Source organism: Actinomadura madurae (genome assembly GCF_047130825.1).
Lineage (GTDB): Bacteria > Actinomycetota > Actinomycetes > Streptosporangiales > Streptosporangiaceae > Spirillospora > Spirillospora madurae.
Genome location: NZ_CP083237.1, coordinates 5,258,812 through 5,282,821, shown reverse-complemented (window position 1 = coordinate 5,282,821; position 24,010 = coordinate 5,258,812). Strand labels below are relative to the sequence as shown.

At 69.9% G+C, this 24,010-nt stretch carries 19 protein-coding genes; 13 read left to right on the top strand and 6 right to left on the bottom strand.

Features of this window, described 5'->3' with window-relative positions; translation table 11 throughout:
* The first annotated feature begins 449 nt into the window (after positions 1–449).
* Positions 450–1,142 (top strand): response regulator transcription factor, encoded by a 693-nt coding sequence (locus tag K8Z49_RS23840; RefSeq protein WP_021591347.1) that lies wholly within the window; start codon positions 450–452, stop codon positions 1,140–1,142.
* Positions 1,139–2,569, top strand: coding sequence for an ATP-binding protein (locus K8Z49_RS23835; protein ID WP_412515231.1), 1,431 nt, complete (start codon positions 1,139–1,141; stop codon positions 2,567–2,569). The genes K8Z49_RS23840 and K8Z49_RS23835 overlap by 4 nt, the downstream gene beginning before the upstream one ends.
* A 411-nt stretch (positions 2,570–2,980) precedes the next feature.
* Here the strand turns inward: K8Z49_RS23835 and K8Z49_RS23830 are convergent, their stop codons facing one another.
* On the bottom strand, positions 2,981–5,071 hold the full coding sequence (locus K8Z49_RS23830; RefSeq protein ID WP_412515230.1) for an MMPL family transporter: 2,091 nt from the start codon (positions 5,069–5,071) through the stop codon (positions 2,981–2,983).
* A gap of 620 nt (positions 5,072–5,691) precedes the next feature.
* Between K8Z49_RS23830 and K8Z49_RS23825 the strand changes: the two genes are divergently transcribed.
* Positions 5,692–6,021, top strand: a complete 330-nt coding sequence (locus K8Z49_RS23825) for a hypothetical protein (RefSeq protein WP_412515229.1) — start codon at positions 5,692–5,694, stop codon at positions 6,019–6,021.
* A 27-nt stretch (positions 6,022–6,048) separates the two neighbouring features.
* Here the strand turns inward: K8Z49_RS23825 and K8Z49_RS23820 are convergent, their stop codons facing one another.
* The gene (locus tag K8Z49_RS23820) at positions 6,049–7,011 is read right to left on the bottom strand and encodes a helix-turn-helix transcriptional regulator (protein WP_412521153.1); all 963 of its coding nucleotides are present in this window, start codon (positions 7,009–7,011) and stop codon (positions 6,049–6,051) included.
* A 63-nt stretch (positions 7,012–7,074) separates the two neighbouring features.
* Between K8Z49_RS23820 and K8Z49_RS23815 the strand changes: the two genes are divergently transcribed.
* A complete protein-coding gene (locus K8Z49_RS23815) occupies positions 7,075–8,217 on the top strand; it encodes an epoxide hydrolase family protein (RefSeq protein ID WP_412515228.1) in 1,143 nt (380 codons plus the stop codon).
* 7 nt (positions 8,218–8,224) lie between these two features.
* Here K8Z49_RS23815 and K8Z49_RS23810 read toward each other — a convergent pair whose 3' ends face one another.
* Entirely contained in the window at positions 8,225–8,479 is a 255-nt protein-coding gene (locus K8Z49_RS23810) for a hypothetical protein (protein WP_218163671.1), read from the bottom strand.
* Between the two features lie 335 nt (positions 8,480–8,814).
* Positions 8,815–9,459, bottom strand: coding sequence for a TetR/AcrR family transcriptional regulator (locus tag K8Z49_RS23805; protein ID WP_412515227.1), 645 nt, complete (start codon positions 9,457–9,459; stop codon positions 8,815–8,817).
* Between the two features lie 123 nt (positions 9,460–9,582).
* Between K8Z49_RS23805 and K8Z49_RS23800 the strand changes: the two genes are divergently transcribed.
* From K8Z49_RS23800 to K8Z49_RS23775, 6 genes are read left to right on the top strand one after another with little or no spacing between them, the layout of a single operon-like run.
* Positions 9,583–10,542, top strand: a complete 960-nt coding sequence (locus K8Z49_RS23800; RefSeq protein ID WP_412515226.1) for a fumarylacetoacetate hydrolase family protein — start codon at positions 9,583–9,585, stop codon at positions 10,540–10,542.
* Positions 10,532–11,647: a 2,3-dihydroxybiphenyl 1,2-dioxygenase gene (locus K8Z49_RS23795; RefSeq protein WP_412515225.1), complete on the top strand. Its 1,116-nt coding sequence runs from the start codon at positions 10,532–10,534 to the stop codon at positions 11,645–11,647. Before K8Z49_RS23800 ends, K8Z49_RS23795 begins: the two co-directional genes overlap by 11 nt.
* Before the next feature lie 24 nt (positions 11,648–11,671).
* Positions 11,672–13,540, top strand: coding sequence for an acyl-CoA synthetase (locus K8Z49_RS23790; protein WP_412515224.1), 1,869 nt, complete (start codon positions 11,672–11,674; stop codon positions 13,538–13,540).
* A complete protein-coding gene (locus K8Z49_RS23785; RefSeq protein WP_412515223.1) occupies positions 13,537–15,120 on the top strand; it encodes a bifunctional 3-(3-hydroxy-phenyl)propionate/3-hydroxycinnamic acid hydroxylase in 1,584 nt (527 codons plus the stop codon). The genes K8Z49_RS23790 and K8Z49_RS23785 overlap by 4 nt, the downstream gene beginning before the upstream one ends.
* 34 nt (positions 15,121–15,154) lie before the next feature.
* The gene (locus tag K8Z49_RS23780) at positions 15,155–16,198 is read left to right on the top strand and encodes an MBL fold metallo-hydrolase (protein ID WP_143118478.1); all 1,044 of its coding nucleotides are present in this window, start codon (positions 15,155–15,157) and stop codon (positions 16,196–16,198) included.
* 56 nt (positions 16,199–16,254) lie between these two features.
* Positions 16,255–17,253: an amidohydrolase family protein gene (locus tag K8Z49_RS23775; protein ID WP_412515222.1), complete on the top strand. Its 999-nt coding sequence runs from the start codon at positions 16,255–16,257 to the stop codon at positions 17,251–17,253.
* A 202-nt stretch (positions 17,254–17,455) separates the two neighbouring features.
* Here K8Z49_RS23775 and K8Z49_RS23770 read toward each other — a convergent pair whose 3' ends face one another.
* Both K8Z49_RS23770 and K8Z49_RS23765 read right to left on the bottom strand, forming a co-directional pair.
* Positions 17,456–18,445, bottom strand: a complete 990-nt coding sequence (locus K8Z49_RS23770) for an LLM class flavin-dependent oxidoreductase (RefSeq protein ID WP_024934562.1) — start codon at positions 18,443–18,445, stop codon at positions 17,456–17,458.
* Between the two features lie 81 nt (positions 18,446–18,526).
* Entirely contained in the window at positions 18,527–20,143 is a 1,617-nt protein-coding gene (locus tag K8Z49_RS23765) for a PucR family transcriptional regulator (protein ID WP_412515221.1), read from the bottom strand.
* Positions 20,144–20,302: 159 nt separating this feature from the next.
* Between K8Z49_RS23765 and hisD the strand changes: the two genes are divergently transcribed.
* From hisD to K8Z49_RS23750, 3 genes are all read left to right on the top strand, one after another.
* Positions 20,303–21,628 (top strand): histidinol dehydrogenase, encoded by a 1,326-nt coding sequence (gene hisD, locus K8Z49_RS23760; RefSeq protein ID WP_111830492.1) that lies wholly within the window; start codon positions 20,303–20,305, stop codon positions 21,626–21,628.
* A gap of 128 nt (positions 21,629–21,756) precedes the next feature.
* Positions 21,757–23,340 (top strand): APC family permease, encoded by a 1,584-nt coding sequence (locus K8Z49_RS23755; protein ID WP_143118476.1) that lies wholly within the window; start codon positions 21,757–21,759, stop codon positions 23,338–23,340.
* Positions 23,337–24,005 carry a ThuA domain-containing protein gene (locus tag K8Z49_RS23750; RefSeq protein WP_412515220.1) on the top strand — a complete coding sequence of 223 codons (669 nt, stop codon included), beginning with the start codon at positions 23,337–23,339 and terminating at the stop codon, positions 24,003–24,005. Before K8Z49_RS23755 ends, K8Z49_RS23750 begins: the two co-directional genes overlap by 4 nt.
* Positions 24,006–24,010: the final 5 nt, after the last annotated feature.

Genomic DNA, 24,010 nt, shown 5'->3' with positions numbered 1-24,010 from the left:
CGTTCACTGGTCTGATGACTCGGCACGGTGGTGGTCGTTCACGTGGCCACTGGCACCTCGTTCATCCGCCTCAGCGCTCCCTGGTGGCTCTACGCCGCGCGGTGGCCGCCGCCGGGTGACCCTCGCGCGGCCAGCACGTGGAACACATTCAGCCGCTCCAGCCACCACTGCAGGTATTTCGCCTGGCCATAGGCACGAGAAACGGGACCCCGGCGGCGATCGCTCGGGCGATCATCACCTCGCCCCACCCGGACACCCAGCCTGGCCGCCCACTCACCGGCATCGACGTCCACCGACCAAGCCCGCCGCGCCGACCAAGAGCAAGCCCCAGGGCCGTTGCAGTATTAGGTATCCGTAAGAGCGCGGCCCCGAGCGACGCGCTAATGCTGGTCTCAGGTTGGTCGGGGACAATGAGCGGCAAAGTATCGACTGGAAGGGGGCGGGCCGGCGTGCGGATCATGATCGCGGATGATGAGAGGGCGATCCGTGAGTCGCTGGAGCGGGTGCTCCAGGTCGAGGGTTACGAGACCAGCACCGTCGCCAACGGTCTCGCCGTGCTCGACGGGGTCGGTGGGGCCGGCGGTGACACGCTGGATCTGCTGATCCTCGACGTGATGATGCCCCGCCTCGGCGGGTTGGAGACCTGCCGGCGGTTGCGGGCCGCGGGTCGGGATCTGCCGGTGCTGATGCTGACCGCCCGTGACCAGGTCTCCGACCGGGTCGCGGGGCTGGACGCGGGCGCCGACGACTACCTGCCCAAGCCGTTCGCCACCGAGGAGTTGCTGGCCCGGGTGCGGGCCCTGCTGCGCCGGCGCACGCCGCCCGACGAGGAGTCGCAGATCCTGTCGTTCGCCGACGTCCGGCTCGATCCCGACAGGTTCGAGGCGTGGCGGGGCGGGCGGCCGCTGCGCCTGACCCGGACCGAGTTCTCCCTCCTGCAGGTCCTCCTGCGCAACGCGACCCGGGTCTTGACCCGCGACGCGCTGTTCGAGGCGGTCTGGGGCTTCGACATGAGCGCCACCGCCAACAACCTCCAGGTATACGTGAGCTACCTGCGCCGCAAGATGGAGGCCGAGGGTGAGCCGCGATTGATCTACACGCTGCGCGGCCTGGGATACACGTTGCGGGAGACTCCTCCGTGAGCAGGCGCGCCGGCCGGGAACCGCGCCGGCCGACCCGATGGTGGCGCCGGCGGTCCCTGCGGACCAGGCTGACGGTGATCGCGGCGACGGCCATCGCGGTCAGCGTGTTCGCGGCCTTCCAGGCGGGCATCGAGCTATTGAACTGGGAACTGCAGGACACCGCCGAGGAACAGCTACGCGCCGACTCCCGCGTCCTGGCGACGAACGCGGAGCGCGCCGGTCTGGCGCAGGTCCAGCTACCGCCGTATCTCGGATCCGGTCGGCTGGTGCGGGTCATCCTGCCCGACGGCTCGACCCGGACGCCGGCCGGCCAACCCGCGCTGCCCCCGGTCAGCGAGCCCGCCGGGCGCGTGGCGCAGGGAGCGTCGGCCGATCTGGTGGAGTCGAGCGACAGCGACGGCTACTTCATCTACACGCTGCGGGTGGGCGACGGCGCGGTCCAGGTGGCCCGCGTCGCCGACGACGACAGCCCGATCACCCGGTTCGGGTTGGTCATGCTGCTGATCGGGCTGCTCTGCGTGGTCGGCGGCGCCCTTGTCGGGCGGACCGTGGCGCGGACCGGGCTGGCGCCGATCGACCGGCTGACCGCCGCCGCGGTACGTGTCGCGCACACCCGGGATCTCGACGCCGACATCCCGGACGAGGGCGGTGGGGAGATCCGGCGGCTGATCCAGTCGATCAACGACATGCTCGCCGCGCTCCGGGACTCCCGGCGGGCCCAACGGCTGCTCGCCGAGGACGCCGCCCACGAGCTCAAGACCCCGCTCACCAGCCTGCGCGTCAACGTCGAGCTGCTGATCCGGCTCGATCGGCGCGGCACCCTGGACAGCGCACTGCCGGCGGAGAGCCGGACCCGGCTGCTCAACGATCTCGGCGCCCAGGTGGCCGAGTTGAGCACCCTTGCCGCCGAGCTGACCGACCTGGCGCGCGGTGACGTCAGCGACGAGAGCACCGAGCTGCTCGACCTCGCCGACGTGGTGGTGGCCGCCGCGACCCGGGCGCGTTCCCGCGTGCCCGACATCCAGGTCGCGCTCGACGTGACCTCCGTGTGGGTGAGCGGGCGTCCCGCCGCGCTCCAGCGGGCGGTGCTCAACCTCATCGACAACGCCGGCAAGTGGTCCCCCGCGGACCAGCCGGTCCAGGTCCGGCTCCGTGCCGAGGGCGCGTCGGCGGTGCTCGAGGTCGACGACGCCGGGCCGGGCATCGACGCCGCCGACGTGCCGCGGGTGTTCGACCGGTTCTACCGCGCCGACAGCGCACGGGCGTTGCCGGGATCCGGTCTGGGGCTCTCGATCGTGCAGCGGGTCGTCGACGCCCACGGCGGCCGGGCCACCGTCGCCCGCTCCGCACGCGGTGGCGCGCTGCTTCGGGTCGACCTTCCGGCCGCGGCCCCGCCCGCCCCGGTCGCGCGGCCCACCGCCGGATAGGACACCGCAGTGCGCTGACCCGCCCCGGGGGAGCGGCGCAGGACAAGGGACGGCGCCCCTCGGGCATGGTCCCGCGCGGCTCACCTTCTGGGCAGGACACCGCGATGCGCCGACCCCGGCCCCGGCCGCACGGCGCAGGAGCAAAGGGCGGTGGCCGTCGGGCATGGTCCAGCGTGGCTCACTGTCGGGGCAGGACACGGTGTGCCGACCCCGGCCCCGGCCGCACGGCGCAGGAGCAAAGGGCGGTGGCCGTCGGGCATGGTCCAGCGTGGCTCACTGTCGGGGCAGGACACGGTGTGCCGACCCCAGCCCCGGCCGCACGGCGCAGGAGCAAAGGGCGGCCGTTGGGCCCATGGAAAGATCCGGGACGGGCCTGGGTCCCCGTCCCGGATCTCGTCCGTGCCGCCGCGCTTACCGTTGCAGCGTGGGCTCCTCGTCGACGGCGAGCGACCGTTGACCGTCCGGCAGCTCCGCCACTGGACGGGACGGCCGGCTCGGCCACCAGATCCGCCGGCCGATCAGCAGGGTGAGGGCGGGCACCAGGACCGACCGCACCAGCAGGGCGTCGAGCAGGACGCCGAAGGCGACCAGGAACCCGACCTCGATCAGCATCACCAGCGGAAGTGTGGCGAGGACCGCGAACGTGGCCGCCAGGACCACGCCTGCCGAGGTGATGACGCCACCGGTGGCGGAGAGGGCTTTGAGCATGCCCTGTCTGGTGCCGAGACGCACGGTCTCCTCCCGGGCCCGGCTGGTCAGGAAGATGTTGTAGTCGACGCCGAGCGCCACCAGGAACAGGAATGCCAGCAGCGGCACCGAATAGTCGATGCCCTTGAACCCGAGGATCGTGTCGAAGACGAACACGCTGCCGCCGAAGGCTGCGGCGAATGAGACGATCACGGTGGCCATCAGGACCAGCGGGGCCACGATCGCGCGCAGCAGCAGCCCGAGGACGATCAGGACGACGGCGAGCACCAGCGGGATCACCAGCTTCTCGTCGCGGCTGGTGGTCATCTCGGTGTCGAGGTTCTCCGCACTCGGCCCGCCGACGATCGCCTCCGCCCCGCTCACCGCGTGCACGGCGGTGCGCACCCGTTTGATCGTGTCGTACTCCGCGGCGGTTTCCGGCGCGTCCGTCGGGAACGCGGAGATGTTGGCCCAGCCACCGCTGGTCTCCTCCGGGATGGCCATGGCCACACCGCGAGTGTCCTTGACGATGTCGAGCACCCGCTCCTGGTGCGCCGGCCGCGTCAAGATCGTCATCGGCTGGCCGCCGAGCTCTGGGAAGTGCTGGCGGAGAACGGTGAAGCCGGTGACCGACTCCGGCGCGGACAGGAACTGGTCCTGCTCCCGCAGGGGGCCGGTGTTGCCCGCCAGTCCGATGGCGAGCGTGCCGAGGATTCCGAGCGAGCCGAGCGTCGCAATCCACCGGCGGCGGTTGATGGCGGTGCCAAGCCGTCCCCACAGCCCCGGCTTCTCCTCCACGGCCGTGCTGAACCGCGGGATGGCCGGCCAGAAGATCCGCCTGCCGAGCACCACGAGCACCGCCGGGAACAGCGTCAGCATGGCCACCAGCGCGCACAGGATGCCGGCCGCGCCGATCGGGCCCAACCCGCTGGTGCTGTTCAGGTCCGCGGCGAGCAGGCAGAGCAGGCCGGCGACCACGGTGGCCGCGGACGCGACGATGGCCGGCGCCGCGCTGCGTAGCGCGTGGACCATCGCGACCCGGACGTTCTCGTGGTGATGCAGTGACTCCCGGTACCGGGCGATGAGCAACAGCGCGTAGTCCGTGCCGACGCCGAATACCAGGATCGTCAGCAGCGCCGAGTTCTGGCTGTTGACCACGATGCCGAAGCCCTTGACGAGCAGGTAGACGGTCGCCATCGCGGTCAGTGCGGCCGCGCCCACGACCACCAGCGGGATCAACCACAACACCGGGCTGCGGTAGGTGAGGATGAGCAGGAGCGTGACGACGACGACGGTGGTGAGGAAGACCTGCAGGTCGATGCCGTCGAAGACGGCGTCCATGTCGCCGTCGATTGCAGCCGGGCCGGTCACGTCGAGTTCCAGGCCGGCGGGGCGGTCCTTCGCGGCGTCACGCAACGGGCCGACGATGGCCTCCGGTTCGCCGTAGGTCGTGCTCACCGGGAGGGTGAACATCATCGCCTTGCCGTCGGTGGAGGATCTCGTCGGTGGGCCCTCGTCCTCGCTGTCGGCCGGGGCCGCCGCCTTCGGCGGGTACCGCTTGGCAAGGGTGCTGTAGTGGCGCTCGACCGTCGCACGGTCGGCGTCGGTGATGCCGCCGGCGCGGTGGTACACGAAGACGAACGTGTTGTCGTCACCGCCGGGGAGACTGTCCTCCAGCACCGCCACCTTGGTGGACTCGGCACTGGCCGGCAGGGTGTCCGCGGCGCTGTCGGTGGTGACCGAGCTCAACTTTCCGCTCAGCGGCACCATGAACGCCGCCAGCACCATCCAGAAGCCGATCACCAACCACGGCACCCACCGACCGGCCAACCGACCGGCCGGCGCTTCCCCGGACGGTGCTGCGTTGACTGCCATCACTGGCCTCCTACATACGGATTACATCGCTGATCTGATGCCTGCTTCCTACCGAGCGAACCTGAGACGACGGTTAATACGGTGCTCAGGCCGGTTGGCCGAACCAGGTGCCCAGCGCACGCACCAGCGTGGTGGCGTCGAGGTCCTGCCCAGGGCGAATGCGTTCTCAGATCTTGAGATGAGCCGGTCGGCCTGCGGGGGGCACGGCGGGGCGGGTGGCCTGGTCGAGAACGACGAACGCGATCCCCGGCACTGCGAGGCTGGGTATCACTGTCACCACGGTGCGGCCCGAACCCGGGACCAAAGGGGTGCGTGCCGGTGCCCAAGCGGTGGGTGGCCGAGCAGGCCTTCGGCACCACCATGCTGCACCGGCAGCAGCGAGTCCCACCTGTACTGGGCGGCCACCGACCGGGATGACGCGCCGGCTGACCGGCACCACCGCCCACTGGCGGGACACCCTGCCCCCGCCCGCGGCCCAGGCTCGGGCCGCCGGTGCGGCCGCGTGACCGTCCGGCCGCCGCCGGTCCCCGACCAGCTCCTGCGCCGCCTGGCCGACGACCGTGACGCGGCCCGCGCCCGTGTCGAGCGGCTCACCGCCGAACTCGCCGACGCTCGCCAACCAACTGGAACGGCCAGAGGTCACCCACCTGCTGGAACTCGCCGGTACCGCCGGGCCGCCGCTCCCGCCCGCCTACCGCGACATTCTGGCTGTGCTGGCCGACCACCCCGACGGACTACGCCCCGAAGACATCGCCTGCGCCCTCAACCTGCCCGCCACCAGCAAGAACACCGTCGAAGGCATCCGCACCTCTACATCACGTATGGCGCCGCGGACGCGCTGGGGATCGACCTACCGGCCGTCTTCGTCGAGGTCCATCGGTCCAACATGAGCAAGCGGGGGCGCAGACGGCCGAGATTCACGTCGTGGATGCGCCACCCGCCGCGCGGCGGAACCTCGTCGCGAGGCGATCGAACGCCGCCGCGAGCTCGTCTCCGTCGATCACCTCGATGTCGAGGTCGAGCTGTGTCATCCACAGCGCGAGCCGGTCCGGGTCGTCGGAACCCAGCTCGACGTGGCACGTGGACTCGTCGACCACCTCGATATCGACCGGGATGCGGATCTTCGCGGCGACCCTGGCGGCGGGAGCATGCACGAGTACCCGGGCGCGGTACTTCCAGGCCGCCTTGCTAATGCGCCTGACGACGTACTCGACGACCTCGTCCTCCGAGACCACGCGCGGCTGGAACCGCTCGCCCGTCGGTGTGTGCGGAACCATGCGGTCGACGCGGAAGATCCGCCAGTCATCACGGTCGAGGTCCCACGCGAGCAGGTACCAGAGCGACCCCCAGCTCACCAGCCGTTGCGGTTCGGTGTGGCGGGCCGCTTCGCTGCCTCCGGGCTTGGTGTATCCGAACCGGAGCCGTTCGTGGCCGCGGATCGCGGCGGCGACCGCACCGAGAATCGAGAGATCGAGCGGCGGTCGAGCCCCTGGAACGACGCTCGTCGCCTCGCGTACCGCCTCGACGCGCCGGCGCAGGCGCGAGGGCAGCACTTGCTCCAGCTTCGCGAGCGCGGTGAGCGATGTCTCTTCGACGCCGAGCCTTTGGGTGGCGACCGCGCCCAGTCCGACGGCGACGGCGACGGCCTCGTCGTCGTCGAGCAGCAGCGGGGGCATCGCCGTCCCGGCGGCCAGCCGGTACCCGCCCGCGACACCGGGGCGCGCGTTCACGGGATAGCCGAGCGATCGCAGCTTGCCGATGTCGGCGCGCACCGTCCTCGTGCTCACGTCGAGGCGGCCGGCGAGCTCGGAGCTCGTCCAGTCGCGCTTGAGCTGGAGCAGTGACAGCAGTTCGAGCAGGCGGGCGGAGGTCTCCAACATGTTCTCGATCTTTTCAGCAATCGCGGAAGCTAACCTTCCGCATTGCCTGGAAGTGTCGGTGTCATGCACGAGAACAACGCACTCACACCGTTCCGTATCGACATCCCGCAGGCCGACATCGACGACCTGCGTGACCGGCTGGCACGCACGCGCTGGCCGATCCCCGTGCCGGGCCGGGACGATCGCGCCGATTTCAGCCGCGGTATCCCGCTGGTGTACCTGAAGGAGCTCGCCGAGTACTGGCGCGACGGGTTCGACTGGCGTGCGCAGGAGGCGAAGCTCAACGAGTTCGAACAGTTCACGACGGTCGTCAACGGCCAGACGTTCCACCTCGTCCACGCGCGATCGACGAACCCGGAGGCCACCCCGCTGATCCTGAACCACGGCTGGCCAGGCTCGTTCGTCGAGTACCAGCAACTCATCCCGCTGCTGGCCGATGAGTACCACGTGGTCATCCCGTCGCTGCCCGGCTTCGGGTTCTCCACCCCGCTGTCAGGGACCGGCTGGGAGCTGGCACGGACGACGGATGCCTACGCCGAGATCATGACGCGTCTCGGCTACGAGAGGTTCGCGGCCCACGGCACCGACATCGGTGCGGGCACCACCGGCCGCCTCGCGGCGCTCTACCCGGAGCGCGTCATCGGCACGCACACCGGCAGCGACCCCCGGGTGCTCGGGTTGCTCGGCGAGAAGTTCCCGTACCCCGACGGTCTGTCCGATGACGAGACCGCCCAGCTCGAGGCAATGCGCACCGAGGATGTGGCCGAGCGCGGGTACCTCCTGATGCAGGACCACCGTCCCGACACGATCGGCGCGGCGCTCACCGACTCGCCGGTCGGTCAGCTCGCGTGGATCGCCGAGAAGTTCAAGACCAGGACCAGCGGCGACCACCGGACGCCGGACGAGACGGTCGACCGCGACCAGCTCCTCACGAACATCAGCCTGTACTGGTTCACCCGCAGCGGCGCGTCGAGCGCGCAGTTCTACTACGAGTCCGAGCACTCCGGAATCGACTTGTTCATGCCCTCCGACGTGCCGTCCGGATGGGCCGTGTTCGGCACCCACCCGCTCATGCGCCGCGCGATGGACCCGTGGAAGGCGATCGGCCACTGGAGCGAGTTCACCGAGGGCGGTCACTTCCCCGCAATGGAGGAGACGGAGCTGCTCGCGAACGACATCCACACCTTCTTCCGCGGCATTTCCTGACTCCGCGTCAGGGCCCGCGGGCCACGAAGACCCATTCAAGGCCCGGCCGGTGGTCCGGCACGTCCAAGACCTCGTCGACCTCGAACCCGGCGGCGTTCAGCGACGCCTCGATCTCGTCCCGCTCGTAAAACCGCAGGGTTGAGACCGAGGTGACCACCTCGCCGCCGGGCAGGATCGGGACGCTGGTCGAACGCAAGAGCCGGTACCTGAAGCTCGTCCACCTCGCCGGTGACCGGTCGTCCGAGGCCTTCGTGGAAGCCATCACACCCATGCTGACCTCGCCGCCCACTGCGGCCCGCAAGAGCCTGACCCGGGACCAAGGATCATAGCCGGCTCGCCACGACCTGCTCGCGCCCTCGGCCAAGGTCTTCGGCACCTACGCCGGCATGTACACCGGCAGCTTGGCCGGCGGCGGCTTCCTGGGCCCGGCGCTGGTGGGCGGGATGGTCGACGTCAACGGCTGGCCCTGATGCTCATCGACATCGCCCTGGTCGCCTCGCTGTCGATCATTGTCGTCGCCAGGATCAGCGCGCTGCGGTGGTGCACCGTCCTGGCCCTCGCCGAGTAACCAGCGTTCGAGGAGCAACTTCTCGGGGCTCAGGGGAGGTCGGGGAGTGGCCGGGTGGCCAGGTGGTGGGCTTCGGAGGCGTGCAGGCCGAACATGCGGAGCAGGTTGATGGTGACCTGTTGGATCGCGGTGTCGGGGTCGAGGTCGGGTCGGGCGTCGAGGAGATGGAGGGCGCCGAGAAGGGCGCCGCCGACGCAGGCCACGGCGAGTTCGGGGTCGCCGATGTCCAGGCGGCCCGCGGCGTGGGCGGCCTGCAGGTCGTGGAGCGCGTGTTCGGGCATGCCTTGACCGGCGGTGAGGTAGGGCAGGCCGCTGTGCAGGAGGATTTTCGAGACCTGGGGGTGGGTGTCGCGCAGGCGGGCGGTGAGGCGGACGGAGGCGGCGAAGACCTCTGCCGGGTCGTTCAAGTGGGCGGTGGCCCGGCGGAGTAGGTCGGCATGGTCGGTGAGGGCCTGGGAGATGGCGGCGTCGAACAGTTCGGTCTTGCTGGTGAAGTGGTTGTAGAACGAGCCGAACCCGACGTCTGCGGCATCGGTGATCTGCTGGATGCTCGCCTCGGTCCCGTGCCGCCCTGCCAGCAGCCGCTGCGCCGCCGCGATCAACGCGGCCCGCGTGCGGGCCTTGCGCCGGTCCATCCGGTTGGCCGGATGCGTGCTCCGTGCTGTGTCGTTCACGCTTGAAAGATACAACGTCTATCAGTACTGATGAAAGTATCAGTACTGATAGACGTTGACGTTTTGGTCGGGCAGGTCTGATGCTTCCCTCCCAGGCACCAGCACTTATGCAAGGAACAGCCCATGACCGTGCCCATCGTGAGAACATCAGCCGGCTGGCGGATCGATACGCCCGGCGGCCTGGTCCCTGTGAGGACCGCCGCGGCCACCACCGCCGAGTTGCTGGCCGACCGCGCCGCGATCGAGGCGGCCGTGAGCGATGGCGGGGCCGCCGAGCCGGTTGTGGAGGCCGAGACGCTGCTCTCGCCGGTGACGCCTCCCTGCCGGGTGGTGGCGCAGATGGTCAACTACCGGTCGCATGCCGTCGACTCGAACTTCGACCCGGACCGGGTGCCGCCCGCGTTCTTCCGCAAGTCGTCCGGATCGATCACCGGCCCGCACGCGACCGTTCTGCGCCCGGACGGCGTGCGGCTGCTCGACCACGAAGTGGAGCTCGGGCTCGTCATAGGCGCCCCGATGCCGGTCGGGACGGAGGTGACCGATGAGAATATGGCCGATCTCGTCGCGGGTCTGGTCATCGCCAACGACGTCAGCGCGCGCGATCTGCAGTTGCCCAAGACCCAGTTCTACGAGAGCAAGTCCTATCCGACCTTCACGCCCCTCGGGCCGCGGCTGCTGCTCACCGGGGCCGCGGACCTCGCCCGGCTGACGGACCTGCGCCTGACCTGCGCGGTCAACGGCCGGATCCGGCAGGACGGCACGGCGTCCGACATGATCGTCACCCCTGCGCGGGCGCTGAGCCTGCTGTCGCGCTTCCAGCCGCTGGAGCCCGGCGACGTGCTGCTCACCGGTACCCCGGGCGGCACCGCGCTGCGCTCGCCCGGCCTGCTGATCGAGAAGCTCGGCGCGCTGCTGCCCGCGCACGTCAAGTGGAAGACCTTCTTCCGGCGCCAAGAGGGCAACCCCGCCTATCTGAAGGACGGCGACGTCATGACCCTGCGCATCCGAACCGACGACGGTGCTCTGGACCTCGGTGAGCAGCGCACCCCCGTCGCGTCCGCGAGGAGGGGAAATGCACACTGATCCGCACAAGGGCCTGCACAGTGAACAGGGTGCGCTGCGCGGCGAGCACCAGGGGCGGGCCGCCGATCCCGTTATCAAGGTCGTCGACCTCGCCTGGCTTGAGTTCGGCAAGCCGGACCTGGATCGGGCCGAGACCTTCGCCCGTGACTTCGGATTCACCACCGTCGAGCGCACGCCCGCGGCGCTGCGGCTGCGCGGGGTGCTGCCGGGCACCGATTGCCTCGTCATCCGCAAGTCCCCGGCTTCCCGGTTCGCCGGCCCGGTCTTCCAGGCCGCCGACCTTCGCGACCTGCGGCGGCTGGCCGACGCGACCGGCGGCCAGGTCGCCGATCTGGAAGGCGGCGGCCGGTACGTCAGCACCCGGACGCCTTCGGGGATCGAAGTCCGGGTCGTCCACGGCGCACCGGAGCATGGCGGCCTCGATCTCCAGCCGCCGCTCACACTCAACTACGGCGCGCGCGTTGACCGGGTCAACGCAGTTCAGCGTCCACCGCGGGAGCCCGCGCGGGTCGAGCGGCTGGGCCACGTGGTGCTGTCCACCACGGTCTTCCTGCGGGACCTCGACTGGTTCCTCGAACACCTCGGCCTGATCGTCAGCGACTTCCTGTACCTGGACGGTCAGCGTGGCCGGGGCCCGACCATGGCGTTCATCCGCTGTGACCGGGGCGGCGAACCGGCCGACCATCACACCCTCGCGATGCACCTCGGCCCGTCCACCGGTTACGTCCACTCCGCCTACCAGGTCGCCGATCTTGATGCCTTGGCGACAGGCGGTGAGTACCTGAAGGAGCGCGGCTACCGCCGCTCGTGGGGGATCGGCCGGCATATCCAGGGCAGCCAGATCTTCGACTACTGGCGCGACCCCGACCGGCTGTTGCTGGAGCACTTCACCGACGGCGACCGCTTCGACGCCTCTGTCGAGCCGGGCTGGGCCGCCATGTCGGCCTCCGGGCTCGCCCAGTGGGGACCGCCCGCCACCGCCGACTTCCTCGGCAGCACTCCGTCCCCGGCCCTCCTGCGCGAAGCGATCGCGGCCCTGCGCGCGGACAACGAACTCGACCTGACGCGGCTGCTTGCCCTCGCTAAGGCGATGCGCCCCTCCTGACCTCCGTATCCGAGGAGAATCCCGATGACCGCTGCGCCGCACACGCACGGCAATCGTCCGCTCATCCTGCTGCCCGAGGACCTGCCCGCCGTCGAGGCGGTCCCCTTGGACGAACGCGACCTGCCCGCGAGCACGTACGAACTCCTGAGCCGCACCGCCACCGCGTATCCCGGCCGGCCCGCCCTGTACCTGCTCGGAGAGCGCGGCCGGGCCTGGCGTGAGGCCCCATGCTGGACGTACGGCACGTTGCTGGAGCGCGTGCATCAGGCCGCGAACGCGCTCCTTGACCTCGGCGTTCCCGAAGGCGGTGTCGTCGCGTCGATGCTGCCGAACTCCGGGGCCGCCTACGCGGCCCTGCTCGGCGCCCAGGCCGTGGGGATCGCCAATCCCGTCAACCCGATGCTCGCCGAGGACCACCTGGCGGAGATCCTCACCCTCACGGGCGCGCGGCTGCTGCTGGCGCCCGGGCCCGGCGTGTCGCCGCGATTGTGGGACAAGGCGCGGCGCATCGCCGCCCGGCTGCCGGGTCCGCTCATCCTGGCCGCCGTCGGTTCGCCGCCAGGCGACATGGGAGCGGACTTCGACGCGGTCGCCGCGCGCCAGCCGCCCGACAAGCTGTGCACTGGACGTCGCCCCCGTCCCGACGACCTGGCCGCCTACTTCCACACCGGCGGGACGACCGGGGTGCCCAAGGTGGCCCCGCACACCCACGCCATGGAGGTCTACATGGCCTGGGCGCTCGGCTGTTCAGGCGCCTACCTCGACGACGCCGTCGTCCTGTCCGGCCTGCCGTTGTTCCATGTCAACGCCGTCCACGTCACGGGGCTGGGTCCGTTCCTGCATGGGACGCCGGTCGTCAGCCTCGGACCGCTCGGCTACCGGGACGGGGTGCTCATGGACGACTTCTGGCGCATCATCGAGCACTACAGGGTGACGAGCTTCTCCGGAGTGCCGACGGTCTACGCCGGGCTTCCCGAGGTGCCCGAGGACGTCGACCTCTCCAGCCTGCGCGCCGGGGCCGTCGGTGCGGCCCCGCTGCCGCAGAAGGTGCGGCGCGGGTTCGAGGAGTCCGCCAAGGTCCCGATGCTGGAGGGGTACGGGCTGACGGAGGCCACCTGCGCGACGGCCGCCACCCCCGCGTTGGCGCCACGTCCGGGCTCGGTCGGGCTCCGGCTGCCCTACCAGCAGGTCAAGGCCGTGACGCTGGACCCGGCGGATCGCCCGGCGGCCGACTGCCCGACCGGAAAGACGGGAGTCCTGGCGATCAAGGGGCCCAGCGTCTTCCCCGGCTACCTGCGACCCGGACCGGACGGGCCCGCGCCCGACCCGTCCGAGAAGGTTCTCGACGGGTGGCTGCTCACCGGTGACCTCGGGAGGGTGGACGCCGACGGCTACGTCTACCTCACCGGCCGCGCCAAGGACCTGATCATCCGCGGCGGCCACAACATCGACCCGCGGCCGATCGAGGAGTCACTGCTCGGGCATCCCGACGTCACCGCCGCGGCCGTCGTCGGCGCGCCCGATTCGCATGCGGGTGAGGTGCCCGTCGCGTACCTCGTCCTTTCCCGGGGCGCCGGCGCGGACGAGGCGGACCTGCTCGCCTGGGCGCGCGCCCGCGCCCCCGAGCCCGCGGCGGCCCCCAAGGCGGTGCACGTGGTGGACACCCTGCCGACGACGCCCATCGGCAAGGTCTTCAAACCCGCGCTCGTCGAGGACGCCGTACGCCGTCTGGTGCAGGCCGCGCTGGGCCAGGCGGGTGTCACCGGGCACGTGTGGGTCGAGACACGCGACGGGCGACCACACGCCCGGGTCCGGCTGACCGGAGGGGAAGACACGAGCGCGCTGACCGCCGAACTCGACAGGTACGCCTTCACGCACGAGGTCACGGCGTGACCGCTGAGCCCGTGCTGATCATCGGGGCCGGGCCGACCGGGCTGACGGCCGCGATCCTGTTGGCCCGGCACGGAGTGCGCAGCCTCGTCGTCGAGCGGCATCTCGACGTTTACCCGCTGCCCCGGGCCGTCCACCTGGACGACGAGGTGCTGCGGATTCTGCAGAAGGCCGGCGTGGCCGAGAGGTTCACCGCCGTCAGCAGGCCGGCCCTCGGCATGCGCCTGCTGGATGGGCGGCACCGGGTCATCGCGGAGTACCGGCGTGACGAACTCGTCGGCGTCCACGGCTGGCCCCAGGCCAACCTGTTCGACCAGCCCGACCTGGAACGGCTGCTGCGCGCCGCTCTCGGCGAGTACCCCGAGATCCGGTTGCGCGCCGGCGTCGAGGCCGAGCACATCGACCCCGGCGACGCCGTCCGGCCCGCCGAGGTCAGACTGCGCGACGTGGCCACCGGGGTCGCCGATACCGTCAAGGCACGAGCCGTGCTCGGGTGCGACGGGGCCAACAGCCTGGTCCGGGAGGCCATCGGCACGCGGATGCGCGACCTGCGGTTCACCGAGCGGTGGCTCGTGGTCGACGGGCGCTGCGCGCGGCGACTCGACACATGGGACGGCGTCGACCAGATCTGCGACCCCCGCCGGGCCGCCACCTTCATGAGGATCGGCCCGGACCGCTACCGCTGGGAGTTCCGGATGCGCCCCGGCGAGACCGCCGAGGACCTCACGGTCCCCGGCTCGCTCGCCCGACTCCTCGCTCCCTGGACCCGCGGCGTCTCGTTCTCGGAGATCGAGGTGATCCGCAGTGCTTCCTACACATTCCGGGCCCGCGTGGCCGACCGGTGGAGGAGCGGGCGGCTCTTCCTGCTGGGCGACGCCGCCCACCTCACTCCGCCGTTCATCGGGCAGGGCCTGTGCGCCGGGCTGCGCGACGCGGCCAACCTCAGCTGGAAACTCGCCGCGGCCGGCGCCGACCCGATCCGCGGCGACGGGCTCCTGGAGACCTACGAGAGGGAACGGAAACCGCACGTCACCCGCATCATTCGGATGGCGGTGTCCACCGGGTGGGCGATGACCGGCGGTCAGGGCCCGGCCGCGTCCCTGCGGCGCGCCGCCCTGGCCAGGGTGCTCCGGATGTCCGCCGTGACCCCACTGATGCTGCGCGGCGTCTCGCCCCGGCTGCGACCGGGACCTCTCGTGGCGCGATCCCGATGGGCGGGGACCCTCATGCCCCAGCCTTCCGTCACCGTCGACGGAGCGCGCCGCAGGCTCGACGACCTCATCGGCCCCGGCTTCGCCATCGTCACCACCCGCCCGGAGACCCCGGTGACCGCGCGCCTGGCCGCCGTCCTGCACGCGACGGTCGTGCGCGTCGGTCCTGACGGCACCGAGGTCCACCCCCCGGACGGCGTGCCGTGGGCCGGAAAGGAGAGCGTCCTCGGCGGCTGGCTGCAGCGGATGGGCACGTCCGCGGTCGTCGTCAGGCCCGACCGGACCGTCCTCACCCTTCTCCCACCTGCCTCCCCTTCCACCGGATGCTCCACGCCCGGCTGGCTGACCCTCCTTGCTTCCGCCTCCTCGTAAGAGGAGCCGCACCCACCCCCTCAGAGGAGAACCCGTGAAACTGAAAAGATTGCGGATCGTCCTTGCAGTACTGATCGCCGTTTCGATCGTCGCGGCGGCCACGGTTTACCTCAGCCGCGACCGCATCGTCGACTCCGTAATCCGCGACCGTCTGAAAGACGACACCGACCACGCGTTCGTCCAGGACAAAGAGCACATTCGCGTCCTGCTGTGCGGCACCGGCTCGCCCGAAATGAGCGCCGCCCGCGCCCAGGCGTGCACGCTCGTCGCCGCAGGCGGCAAGCTGTTCCTGTTCGACGCCGGCGAGGGCACCACCAAGTCGCTCTCCGACTCCAAGGTCCCCTTCGGCGCGCTGGAGCGGGTCTTCATCACCCACTTCCACTCCGACCACTTCAACGGACTCGGCTCCCTCATCAACGCGACCTGGATCTGGGGCCGCGAGAAGCCGCTCGATGTTCGGGGCCCGGTCGGTCTCGACAAGGTCGTCGAGGGCCTGAACTCCGCCTACGCGCTCGACCACGGATACCGCAAGGCGAACATGCGCACCCTCGACGCCAGCGGCGCGGCGGCCGACGCCGTCCCCACCGAGATCGAGATGCCGCCCGGTACCCGGTCCGTCCGCGTCTACGACCAGGGCGGCGTCACCATCGACGCCCGGCTCGTCGTCCACGATCCCGTCTCACCCGCCTTCGGCTACGTCCTCGGCTACCGCGGTAAGAAGGTCTTCATCAGCGGCGATACCGAGGTGAGCCCCGTCAACCTCCCCGCCATGCAGGACGCCGACCTCGTCGTCCACGAGGCCTACGCCACCCACCTCGTCCGCCGCGCCATCCCCCACATGCGGGACATGGGCCGCACCCACGACGCCGAGGTCGCCGAACGCACCATCCGCTACCACGCCGACACCATCGCCCTGGCCAAGCAGGCGCAGCAGGCGGACGTGAAGCAACTCGTCCTCACCCATCTCACGCCCTACCCGTCCGGCTTCATGGCCCGCCGCCTGTTCACCCAGGGCATGACCGACCATTACAAGGGCGAACTCACCTTGGGGTCCGATGGGCTCCTTATCGTCGTGTGAAGCATGGTGCGGCACCCTTCCGCCCTGCCATGTCACGGCTCGATGCTTTGAGGGGAATGATGGAATCCAGCCCTGCTGAGGACTCCGTTCCGCTGATCGACGTCCATGCGCATTTCGTCACCGACTTCTATGTGGCCGAGGCTCGCGCCGCCGGGCACGTCAAGCCCGACGGCATGCCCGGCTGGCCGGAATGGGACGCCGACAGGCAGGTGGCCTTCATGGACCGGCACGGAATCGGCACCGCGCTGCTGTCGGTGTCGTCCCCGGGCACGCACTTCGGGGACGACGACGCCGCGCGGTCGCTGAGCCGCCGGGTCAACGAGTTCGCCGCCGCGATGCACGTCCGGTACCGCGGGCGGTTCGGCCACCTGGCCGCCCTGCCTCTCCCCGACATCGAGGGGGCGCTCATCGAGGCCGCCCACGCCCTGGACGTTCTCCAAGCCGACGGGGTGGCGATCCAGTCCAACCACCACGGCACCTATCCGGGAGACCCACGGTTTGAGCCGCTATGGGAGGAACTTGACCGGCGAAGCGCCGTGGTGTTCGTCCACCCGACCTCGCCGCCGCACGCCGACGCGGTGGCGCTCGGCAGGCCACGTCCCATGCTCGAATTCCTCTTCGACTCCGCACGAGCCGCCTCGGACCTCGCGCTGTCGGGGGTACTCGCCCGTCACCCGGGGATCTCCTGGGTCTTCACGCATTGCGGAGGCGTCCTGCCTACGCTCACCGACCGGCTGGAGTTGTTCCGCTTCGTGCTTCCCAAGCCCGCGGGCGGTTCGGACGACAGCGTTCGGGAGCAGTTGGGCGACCTCTGGTACGACTTGGCGGGAACCCCCTTCCCTCACCAGGCTCCCGCGCTGGCCGCCGCGTTCGGCACCGGGCGCCTGTTGTACGGCAGCGATTCTTGCTGGACGCCGGACTTCGTCGTCGAAGCGCACCTGCGCTCCCTGGACACGGCGCCCCCGCCACCCGGGGCGGCCACCTGGCGCGCCCTCACCACGTCCAACGCCCGCCGGCTGCTACACCGCACAGCCGGCCAGCCCGGAACGCTGTAGTGGCAACTGCGCATCATGATGTGCACATCCGCATGCCTCGCTCACCCTGAACATGCGGATCGGTGAGGAACTGGATGAGATGACCTAGGGACGATTCATTGCCCGGAGCATGGCAACATCGGCCAGAGCGACCATTCGGCCGCCAAGACCGGCATCGCCGCCATGTCGCTCAAAGGCGCCGCCTACCTGGCCTCCGCCGCCACTAGCGCAGTTCGGGAAGCAGTTCGCGTCCAAGATGCGTGATCTGTTCCCGGGTCAAGGAGCCGGGCAGAGACAGTGCGACCGACCCGGCGCCGGCCTGGTGAAGGGCGTGAACGGCGTTGGCGCAGTCGTGTGCTGTACCGCAGACCGTCAGCGTCTCGATCCATTCGCGGGGAATGCGGGCGGCGAATTCGTCCAGGGATGCGCACATGGCGCGAAGCTCGTTCACCTTCTCGGCCAGGCCGGTGGGTTCCAGGTGTGCTTGGCTGGATGGAGAATTCAGTTCGGTGGCGACGAGCGGGCGCAGTCGTTCCGCCGCTGCAGCTTTGTCCTGGTCAAGGCTTATCGGAGTGCCCACCAAGAGCTTTCCCGGGCCCGGACTGGCCGCTTCGCGTCGTCCCTGGGCGACCAGGTCGGCGGCATGCTCGATGTAGCCGGGTGTGACCGGCCAGGCCAGGATGACGCCGTCGGCGCTGCGGCCGGCCAGTTCCAGGGATTTAGGCCCGCGAACACCGGCCAGAACGGGTGGTGGCGTCTCCGGTGGGTGGTCGAGTTTGACGGCGTCGAGGTGTACGTAGTCGCCATTAACGCTCACGGTCTGTCCCGCCAGCAGGGCGCGCACCGCTTCCAGCCGCTCGCGCAGCGCGGTCAGGGGAGACCGTGGGGCGGCGCCGACTTGGCGCATCCAGCCGGGCATGCCGTGTCCGAGCCCGCCTACGACGCGATGTGGGTAGAGCTCCGCGAGGGCGGCCAACTCCATGGCGGTGAAGGCCGCGTTGCGGGCGGCGGCCGGCAGGATCCCGATGACGACGGTGATGTCGTCGGTGGCGGCCAGGGCGGCCGATACGGCGGCGATGCCTCCAGCGAAGAAGCAGTCCTCGGCAAGCCAGAGCTCGTCGAAACCGGCATCCTCGGCATGCCGCGCGATCCGTGGGATGCGCGCGGGCGGCAACTGCGGAGGGAGGGACAACCCGACCCGAACTGATCTCATTCGCGCCATTGAACCAGACGTACCGGCAGGAACGGGGAGGCCAACGGCCTTGCAGCTGGGTGGCGCTGACTGTGATCGGGACTACTTGCGGCGAGGTGCCGAATGCCGAAGCAAGCCATGTCCACGCACAGCGAGGTGCAGTCGCTGCTGGGCGTCGCTACTGCTCAGGTCGAGGCGGAGAATCCTGCTGATCCGGTCGAGCCTGTAGTACAGCGTACGCCGCTGAACGAACAGGAGCTCGGCCGTACGTGCCTTGTTGCCTCCGGTGTCGAGAAAGGCGCGGAGTGTCGGAAGCAAGGGGTTCGAGCTCTGCGCGTCGTGGGAGAGGATCGGCCCGAGTTCGTCCTCGACGTAGCGGGCCAGTTCAGGGCCTTCTGCGAGCGCGACCAGGAGTCGCAGGGCACCGAGGTCGTCGAAGCGCAGGAAGTGGTCGGCCTCGGTTGCGGTCGCCGCGGATGCCGCGCTCCTGCCCTGGCGAACCGCGGTGGTCAGGAGTGTCGCGGGCACCAGTCGGCTGATGCCGCCCCAGTGGCCGCCTTCGGTGAGGCTTCGAGTGAGCTGGTCTTCGGCGATGTCGCGGTCCAGAGCGACGACGGCGAGGGCGAAATCTCCGATGTCGCCGACGACGGCGTTGAGCCTGAGCCTGCGGATGGCGTGTTCGACGGACTGGACCGGGGAGCCATCGCGTTCATCGCCCCTTCTCCGGGCGGCGACGACGACGAGGAGGGGCTTGCCGCGCAGGTCCCTGCCGAGTCCGAGGGCGCTCTGGACGAACTCTTCGCCTGAGATGTCGTCGAGCATGAGTCGGCTGAGCAGGGCTCCTTGCCGCTGGACCGAACGGGCCCCGCTCTCCCGCTCGCTCAGGAGGCTGATGGCTATGGCGGCGGTGGCGCGTTCCAGGGCGTTCAGATCCGCGGACGTTGGCTGAGTGGCCCCGTGCAGCAGATGAATCCATCCCCACGACTCGCCTCGCAGCACCACCGCCCGTCGGGCGCAGGCGGAGTCGTCGCGGAAGGAGCCTGGCCGTGCCGCAGATGCATGCCATCCCCGGCTGATGGCGGGTGTTCGCCGCTCGTGGATGGCGCGTGAGTGCGCCTCCCAGTCCGCGACGACGGCGTCGGACTCTGCGGTAGCGCCCGAGTAGGCCAGCATCTGGTGGGCGACGTTCTCGAGCACGATCGGGTGCCCGGTGCGGCGGGCTACCTCGTCGACCATCGTGAGGTAGTCCGCGTCGGCGAGCAGCAGGTTCATGAACGCCTGTCCGGTGGCCTCGTCGGCCATCATCTGCGACATCCGGCCCTGCACCAGCACCTCGTGCACCTGGGCGGAGGCTTCCACGAACGGGATCTCGTCGCGCAGCCCGACCAGGGTGAGGCCTGCCGTTTCGGCTTCCTCGATGGCCGCGGCGGGCATCGTGTCGAATCTCCGGCCGGCGAGCTCGATGACCAGAACGGAGGCGCGCGCGTCCGCGACCCGGCGGATGAAGGCACGTTGGAGATCCGCGGTCTCGCCCATGCCGAGCCCAGCGGTCAGCAGCATTTCCTGGCCGGAGAGGAACCGGTGGATGTCGGGGATCTCGCCCGCGTGGACCCAGCGGACCGGCCGGTCCAGATACGCCTCACCTGCGTAGACCCGGACCTCCGTCCGTTGGAAGACTTCGAGCTGAAGCGCCTGGCGAACCGTCAGGACCTCGACCACTGGATACCTCACTTCGTGCAGAACTCCAGGAGATTGTTGCACCTTCTGTATCTGCCGCGGCGCTCTGCCGCAGCCGCACACTTGTCGTCACCGCCACCAGCGGTTCTCCGCAACGTCACCACCGTGTAACTGGCGGGAAGCATCCACAAGGAGTGTGCAGTGTCGACACCGAGCACGTTGGTCAAGGCCGCTCGGGCCTCGGGGCCCGGGCGAACAAGCCCTCCGGAGATCGTCGAGACCGTCGCCGAGGTCATCGCGGCCGTGCGCGCCAACGGTGACGACGCGGTCCGCCACTACTCCGAGAAGTTCGACTCGTGGAGCCCCGAGTCGTTTCGCCTCGGGGCGGACGAGATCAGCAAAGTGCTGGCGTCGGTGCCGGGGACCGTGCTCGATGACCTTCGGTACGTGCAGCGCCAGGTCCGCGGATTCGCTCAGGCGCAGCGGGACTCGCTTAACGACTTCGAAGTCGAGACGCTACCCGGCGTGTACCTCGGGCAGCGCAACATCCCCATTTCGGCTGCCGGCGCCTATGTTCCCGGGGGCCGGTACCCACTGACCGCCTCGGCGCACATGACGGTGGTGACCGCGAAGGTCGCCGGCGTCGAGAGGGTCGCGGCCACCACGCCTCCGGACAGGGGAACGCCGCCACCGATCAGCGTGGCGGCCATGTCCATGGCCGGTGCCGACGAGATCTACGTACTCGGCGGGGTGCAGGCCGTCGCGGCACTCGCGCTGGGCACCGAGACCGTCGGCGCGGTCGACATGATCGCCGGTCCCGGCAACGCCTATGTGGCCGAGGCCAAGCGGCAGTTGTTCGGCGAGGTCGGTATCGACCTGTTCGCGGGCCCGACCGAGACGCTGATCGTCGCCGACGAACACGCGGACCCCTTCGTCGTCGCCACCGACCTCCTCAGCCAGGCCGAGCACGGCCCGGACTCCCCATGCGTGCTGATCACCACTTCGCGAGAGGTGGCACGGCGCACGATGGACCACATCGAGGAACAACTGGCAACCCTGCCCACCGCGCCGGTAGCCCGCAGGGCTTGGCACGACTGCGGCGAAGTGCACCTCGTCGCTTCCTTGGACGACGCGTGGGCCTTGGCCGACCAATACGCCAGCGAGCACGTACAGATCTTGACCGTCGAGCCTCGGCTTGCTCTGGAGAAGATGCGCAACTACGGTGCGCTGTTTCTAGGCGAGAAGACCTGTGTGCCCTACGGCGACAAGGTGATCGGAACCAACCACGTGCTCCCGACGAGGGGTGCCGCCAGGTACACCGGCGGCCTGTGGGTCGGCAAGTACCTGAAGACCGTCACCCACCAGGAGGTGCAGGACGCACGCATCAGCGCTGAGCTCGGTGAGCGCTGCGGCCGGGCCTCCAGGCTGGAGAACTTCGAAGGTCACGCCCGCTCGGGAGATCTGCGCGCGGCGCGTTACGGCTCGGCCCGCCTCGAGTGGACCGATCAGGACTTCCCTCGATGCTGATCCGCCGCCCTCACGCGCCCCCTGGGGCGCCACCTAACCCCCCGCCGACGCCGGTTTCCGGGGTCGGCGGCCGGCACGGCGAAACGAGCGGTGTGGCACGTCTCGCCCTGGCCTTCTGAAGGAATGTCATGACCACACTGGGTGAAAATCAAGGCTCCGGTGCGGCGCCCACCGCACCGGTCGGCAAGTCCGAGGACGCCGAGCTGCTCGCCGCGCTCGGCTATGAGGAGCGGTTCGACCGCAAGGTCAGCCTCTGGGCCAACTTCGCGCTGGGCTTCGTCTACCTGTCGCCCCTGGTGGGCGTGGTGTCGCTGTTCGCGGTCGGGCTGGCCGGCGCGGGCCCCCCATCGATCTTCTGGATCGTCATCGTCGGTCTGGGGCAGCTGCTGGTCGCGCTGGTCTTCGGTGAGGTGGTCTCGCAGTTCCCCCTAGCCGGGGGCCTCTACCAGTGGTCGCGGCGGCTGTGGAGCGGGCGCTACGCCTGGTTCACGGCCTGGACCTACCTCGCCTGCATCACGATCGGTATCACCAGCACGGCCCTGTTCAGCTCTGACTTCGCCGCCAGCCTGTTCCTGGGCACCGCTCGGGAGCCGGGCGTGGCCTCCAGCTCGGGGCAGCGGCTGCTCATCGCCGTCACGGTGACCATCGTGTGCTTCCTGTGCAACAGCTTCGGCACCCGCACCCTCGCGCTGATCTCCAAGATCGGTCTGGCCGCCGAGCTCATCGGGATCGTCCTGGTCGGGCTGTACCTGCTGATCTTCTCCCGGGAGAACTCCCCGACGATCTTCTTCGACACGATGGGCACCGCGGGACCGAGCGGCTACCTCGGCACCTTCGTCGGCGCCTCGCTGGTAGGCCTGTTCCTCTTCTACGGCTTCGAGGCGTGCGGTGAGGTGGCCGAGGAGGTCCCGAACCCGGCGCGGAGCATCCCGCGGGCCATGCAGCTCACCGTCGTCGTGGGAGGTCTCGCCGCCGTCTTCGCCTTCGCCGGATACGCCCTGGCCGCACCGGACCTGCCGGCGATCGTATCCGGGGCCGACTCCAACCCGATCCCCGCGATCCTGCAGGGCTCCATCGGCACCCTCGGCACGAAGCTGGTCCTGATCGTCACCCTGACCTCGTTCATCGCCGGCGTGATGAGCCAGCAAGCGGCGGCCAGCCGGATCGTGTTCTCCTTCGCCCGCGACGACATGTTCCCCGGCAGCCGGATCTTCAACCGGCTCTCCCGGCGCTTCCACGTGCCGTTCACAGCCCTCATCGCGGTCAACGTGCTGCCGCTGCTGATCTTCGTGTTCGTCTACGTCTCACCCGACTCGCTGACCAAGATCGCGGCATTCCAGATGCTCGCCGGGTACCTGGCGTTCCAGATGGTGGTCTTCGCGGCCCTGCGGATGCGGCTCAAGGGGTGGCGCCCGGCAGGAGCATGGACCCTGGGCAGGGCTGGAACGATCGTCAACGTCCTGGCCCTGGCCTACGGGATCATCGCGATGATTCTGCTCGCCGCCCCCACCGGAGACGCCGACGCGCCCTTCGTCGACCGGTGGATCGCACTCATCGGCTTCCTGATCGTCTCGGCCGCCGGCCTGGCCTACCTTTTCATCGCCAAGCCCGAGCGCAAGTCGACCGCCCCCGAAGGCGACGCGATCGACATCGCGCAGAAGCTGCGGGCCCGTCAGGCCAGGCTCGAGACGACCGCAAAGGGGACCTCATGACCCGCGTGATGTATCTGTACGGTGGATGGCGCGGCCACAAGCCGTACGAGGTCGCCGCCCAGTGGGCGCGCCCGGTCTTCGGCGAACTGGGCTTCGATGTCAAGGAGACCAACGACGTCTTCTCCCTCGACGCCGATCTCACAGGCTACGACCTGATCGCCCTGAACTGGAACAACGCCCTGCTCTCCGAAGGCCTCACCACCGCCCAGGAGAACCGGTTGCTCGAGGCCGTCCAGGCCGGTACCGGCATCGCCGCCTGGCACGGCGCGGCCGCCGCGTTCCGCACCAGCCTGAAGTACCACTGGCTGCTCGGCGGCAGCTTCCTCGAGCACCCCGCCGGTGAGGGCGTGAAGTACCCCTACGAGGTCACGATCGTCGACCGTGACCACGAGATCACCGCCGGCGTCTCCGACTTCCGCGTGGCCTCGGAGCAGTACTACATGTCCGTCGACCCCAACAACCACGTCCTGGCCCAGACTCGGTTCACCGGGGACCAGCTGGCCTGGCTCGACGGACGCACCATGCCGCAGGCCTGGACGCGGACCTGGGGGCGCGGCCGGGTGTTCTACAGTGCGGTCGGCCATGACCTCGACGACCTGCAGAATCCCGACGTGACCCGGCTGTGCCAGCAGGGCTTCGCCTGGGCCGCGCGAGAGGTCAGGTAGACCGC

What these genes read in the sequence shown, in the direction of transcription:
- K8Z49_RS23820 (WP_412521153.1), bottom strand. Translation starts at nt 7,011, where the DNA reads ATGTTGGAGACCTCCGCCCGCCTGCTCGAACTGCTGTCACTGCTCCAG.
- K8Z49_RS23815 (WP_412515228.1), top strand. Translation starts at nt 7,075, where the DNA reads ATGCACGAGAACAACGCACTCACACCGTTCCGTATCGACATCCCGCAG.
- K8Z49_RS23810 (WP_218163671.1), bottom strand. Translation starts at nt 8,479, where the DNA reads ATGGCTTCCACGAAGGCCTCGGACGACCGGTCACCGGCGAGGTGGACG.
- K8Z49_RS23800 (WP_412515226.1), top strand. Translation starts at nt 9,583, where the DNA reads ATGACCGTGCCCATCGTGAGAACATCAGCCGGCTGGCGGATCGATACG.
- K8Z49_RS23795 (WP_412515225.1), top strand. Translation starts at nt 10,532, where the DNA reads ATGCACACTGATCCGCACAAGGGCCTGCACAGTGAACAGGGTGCGCTG.
- K8Z49_RS23790 (WP_412515224.1), top strand. Translation starts at nt 11,672, where the DNA reads ATGACCGCTGCGCCGCACACGCACGGCAATCGTCCGCTCATCCTGCTG.
- K8Z49_RS23775 (WP_412515222.1), top strand. Translation starts at nt 16,255, where the DNA reads ATGATGGAATCCAGCCCTGCTGAGGACTCCGTTCCGCTGATCGACGTC.
- K8Z49_RS23770 (WP_024934562.1), bottom strand. Translation starts at nt 18,445, where the DNA reads ATGAGATCAGTTCGGGTCGGGTTGTCCCTCCCTCCGCAGTTGCCGCCC.
- K8Z49_RS23755 (WP_143118476.1), top strand. Translation starts at nt 21,757, where the DNA reads ATGACCACACTGGGTGAAAATCAAGGCTCCGGTGCGGCGCCCACCGCA.
- K8Z49_RS23750 (WP_412515220.1), top strand. Translation starts at nt 23,337, where the DNA reads ATGACCCGCGTGATGTATCTGTACGGTGGATGGCGCGGCCACAAGCCG.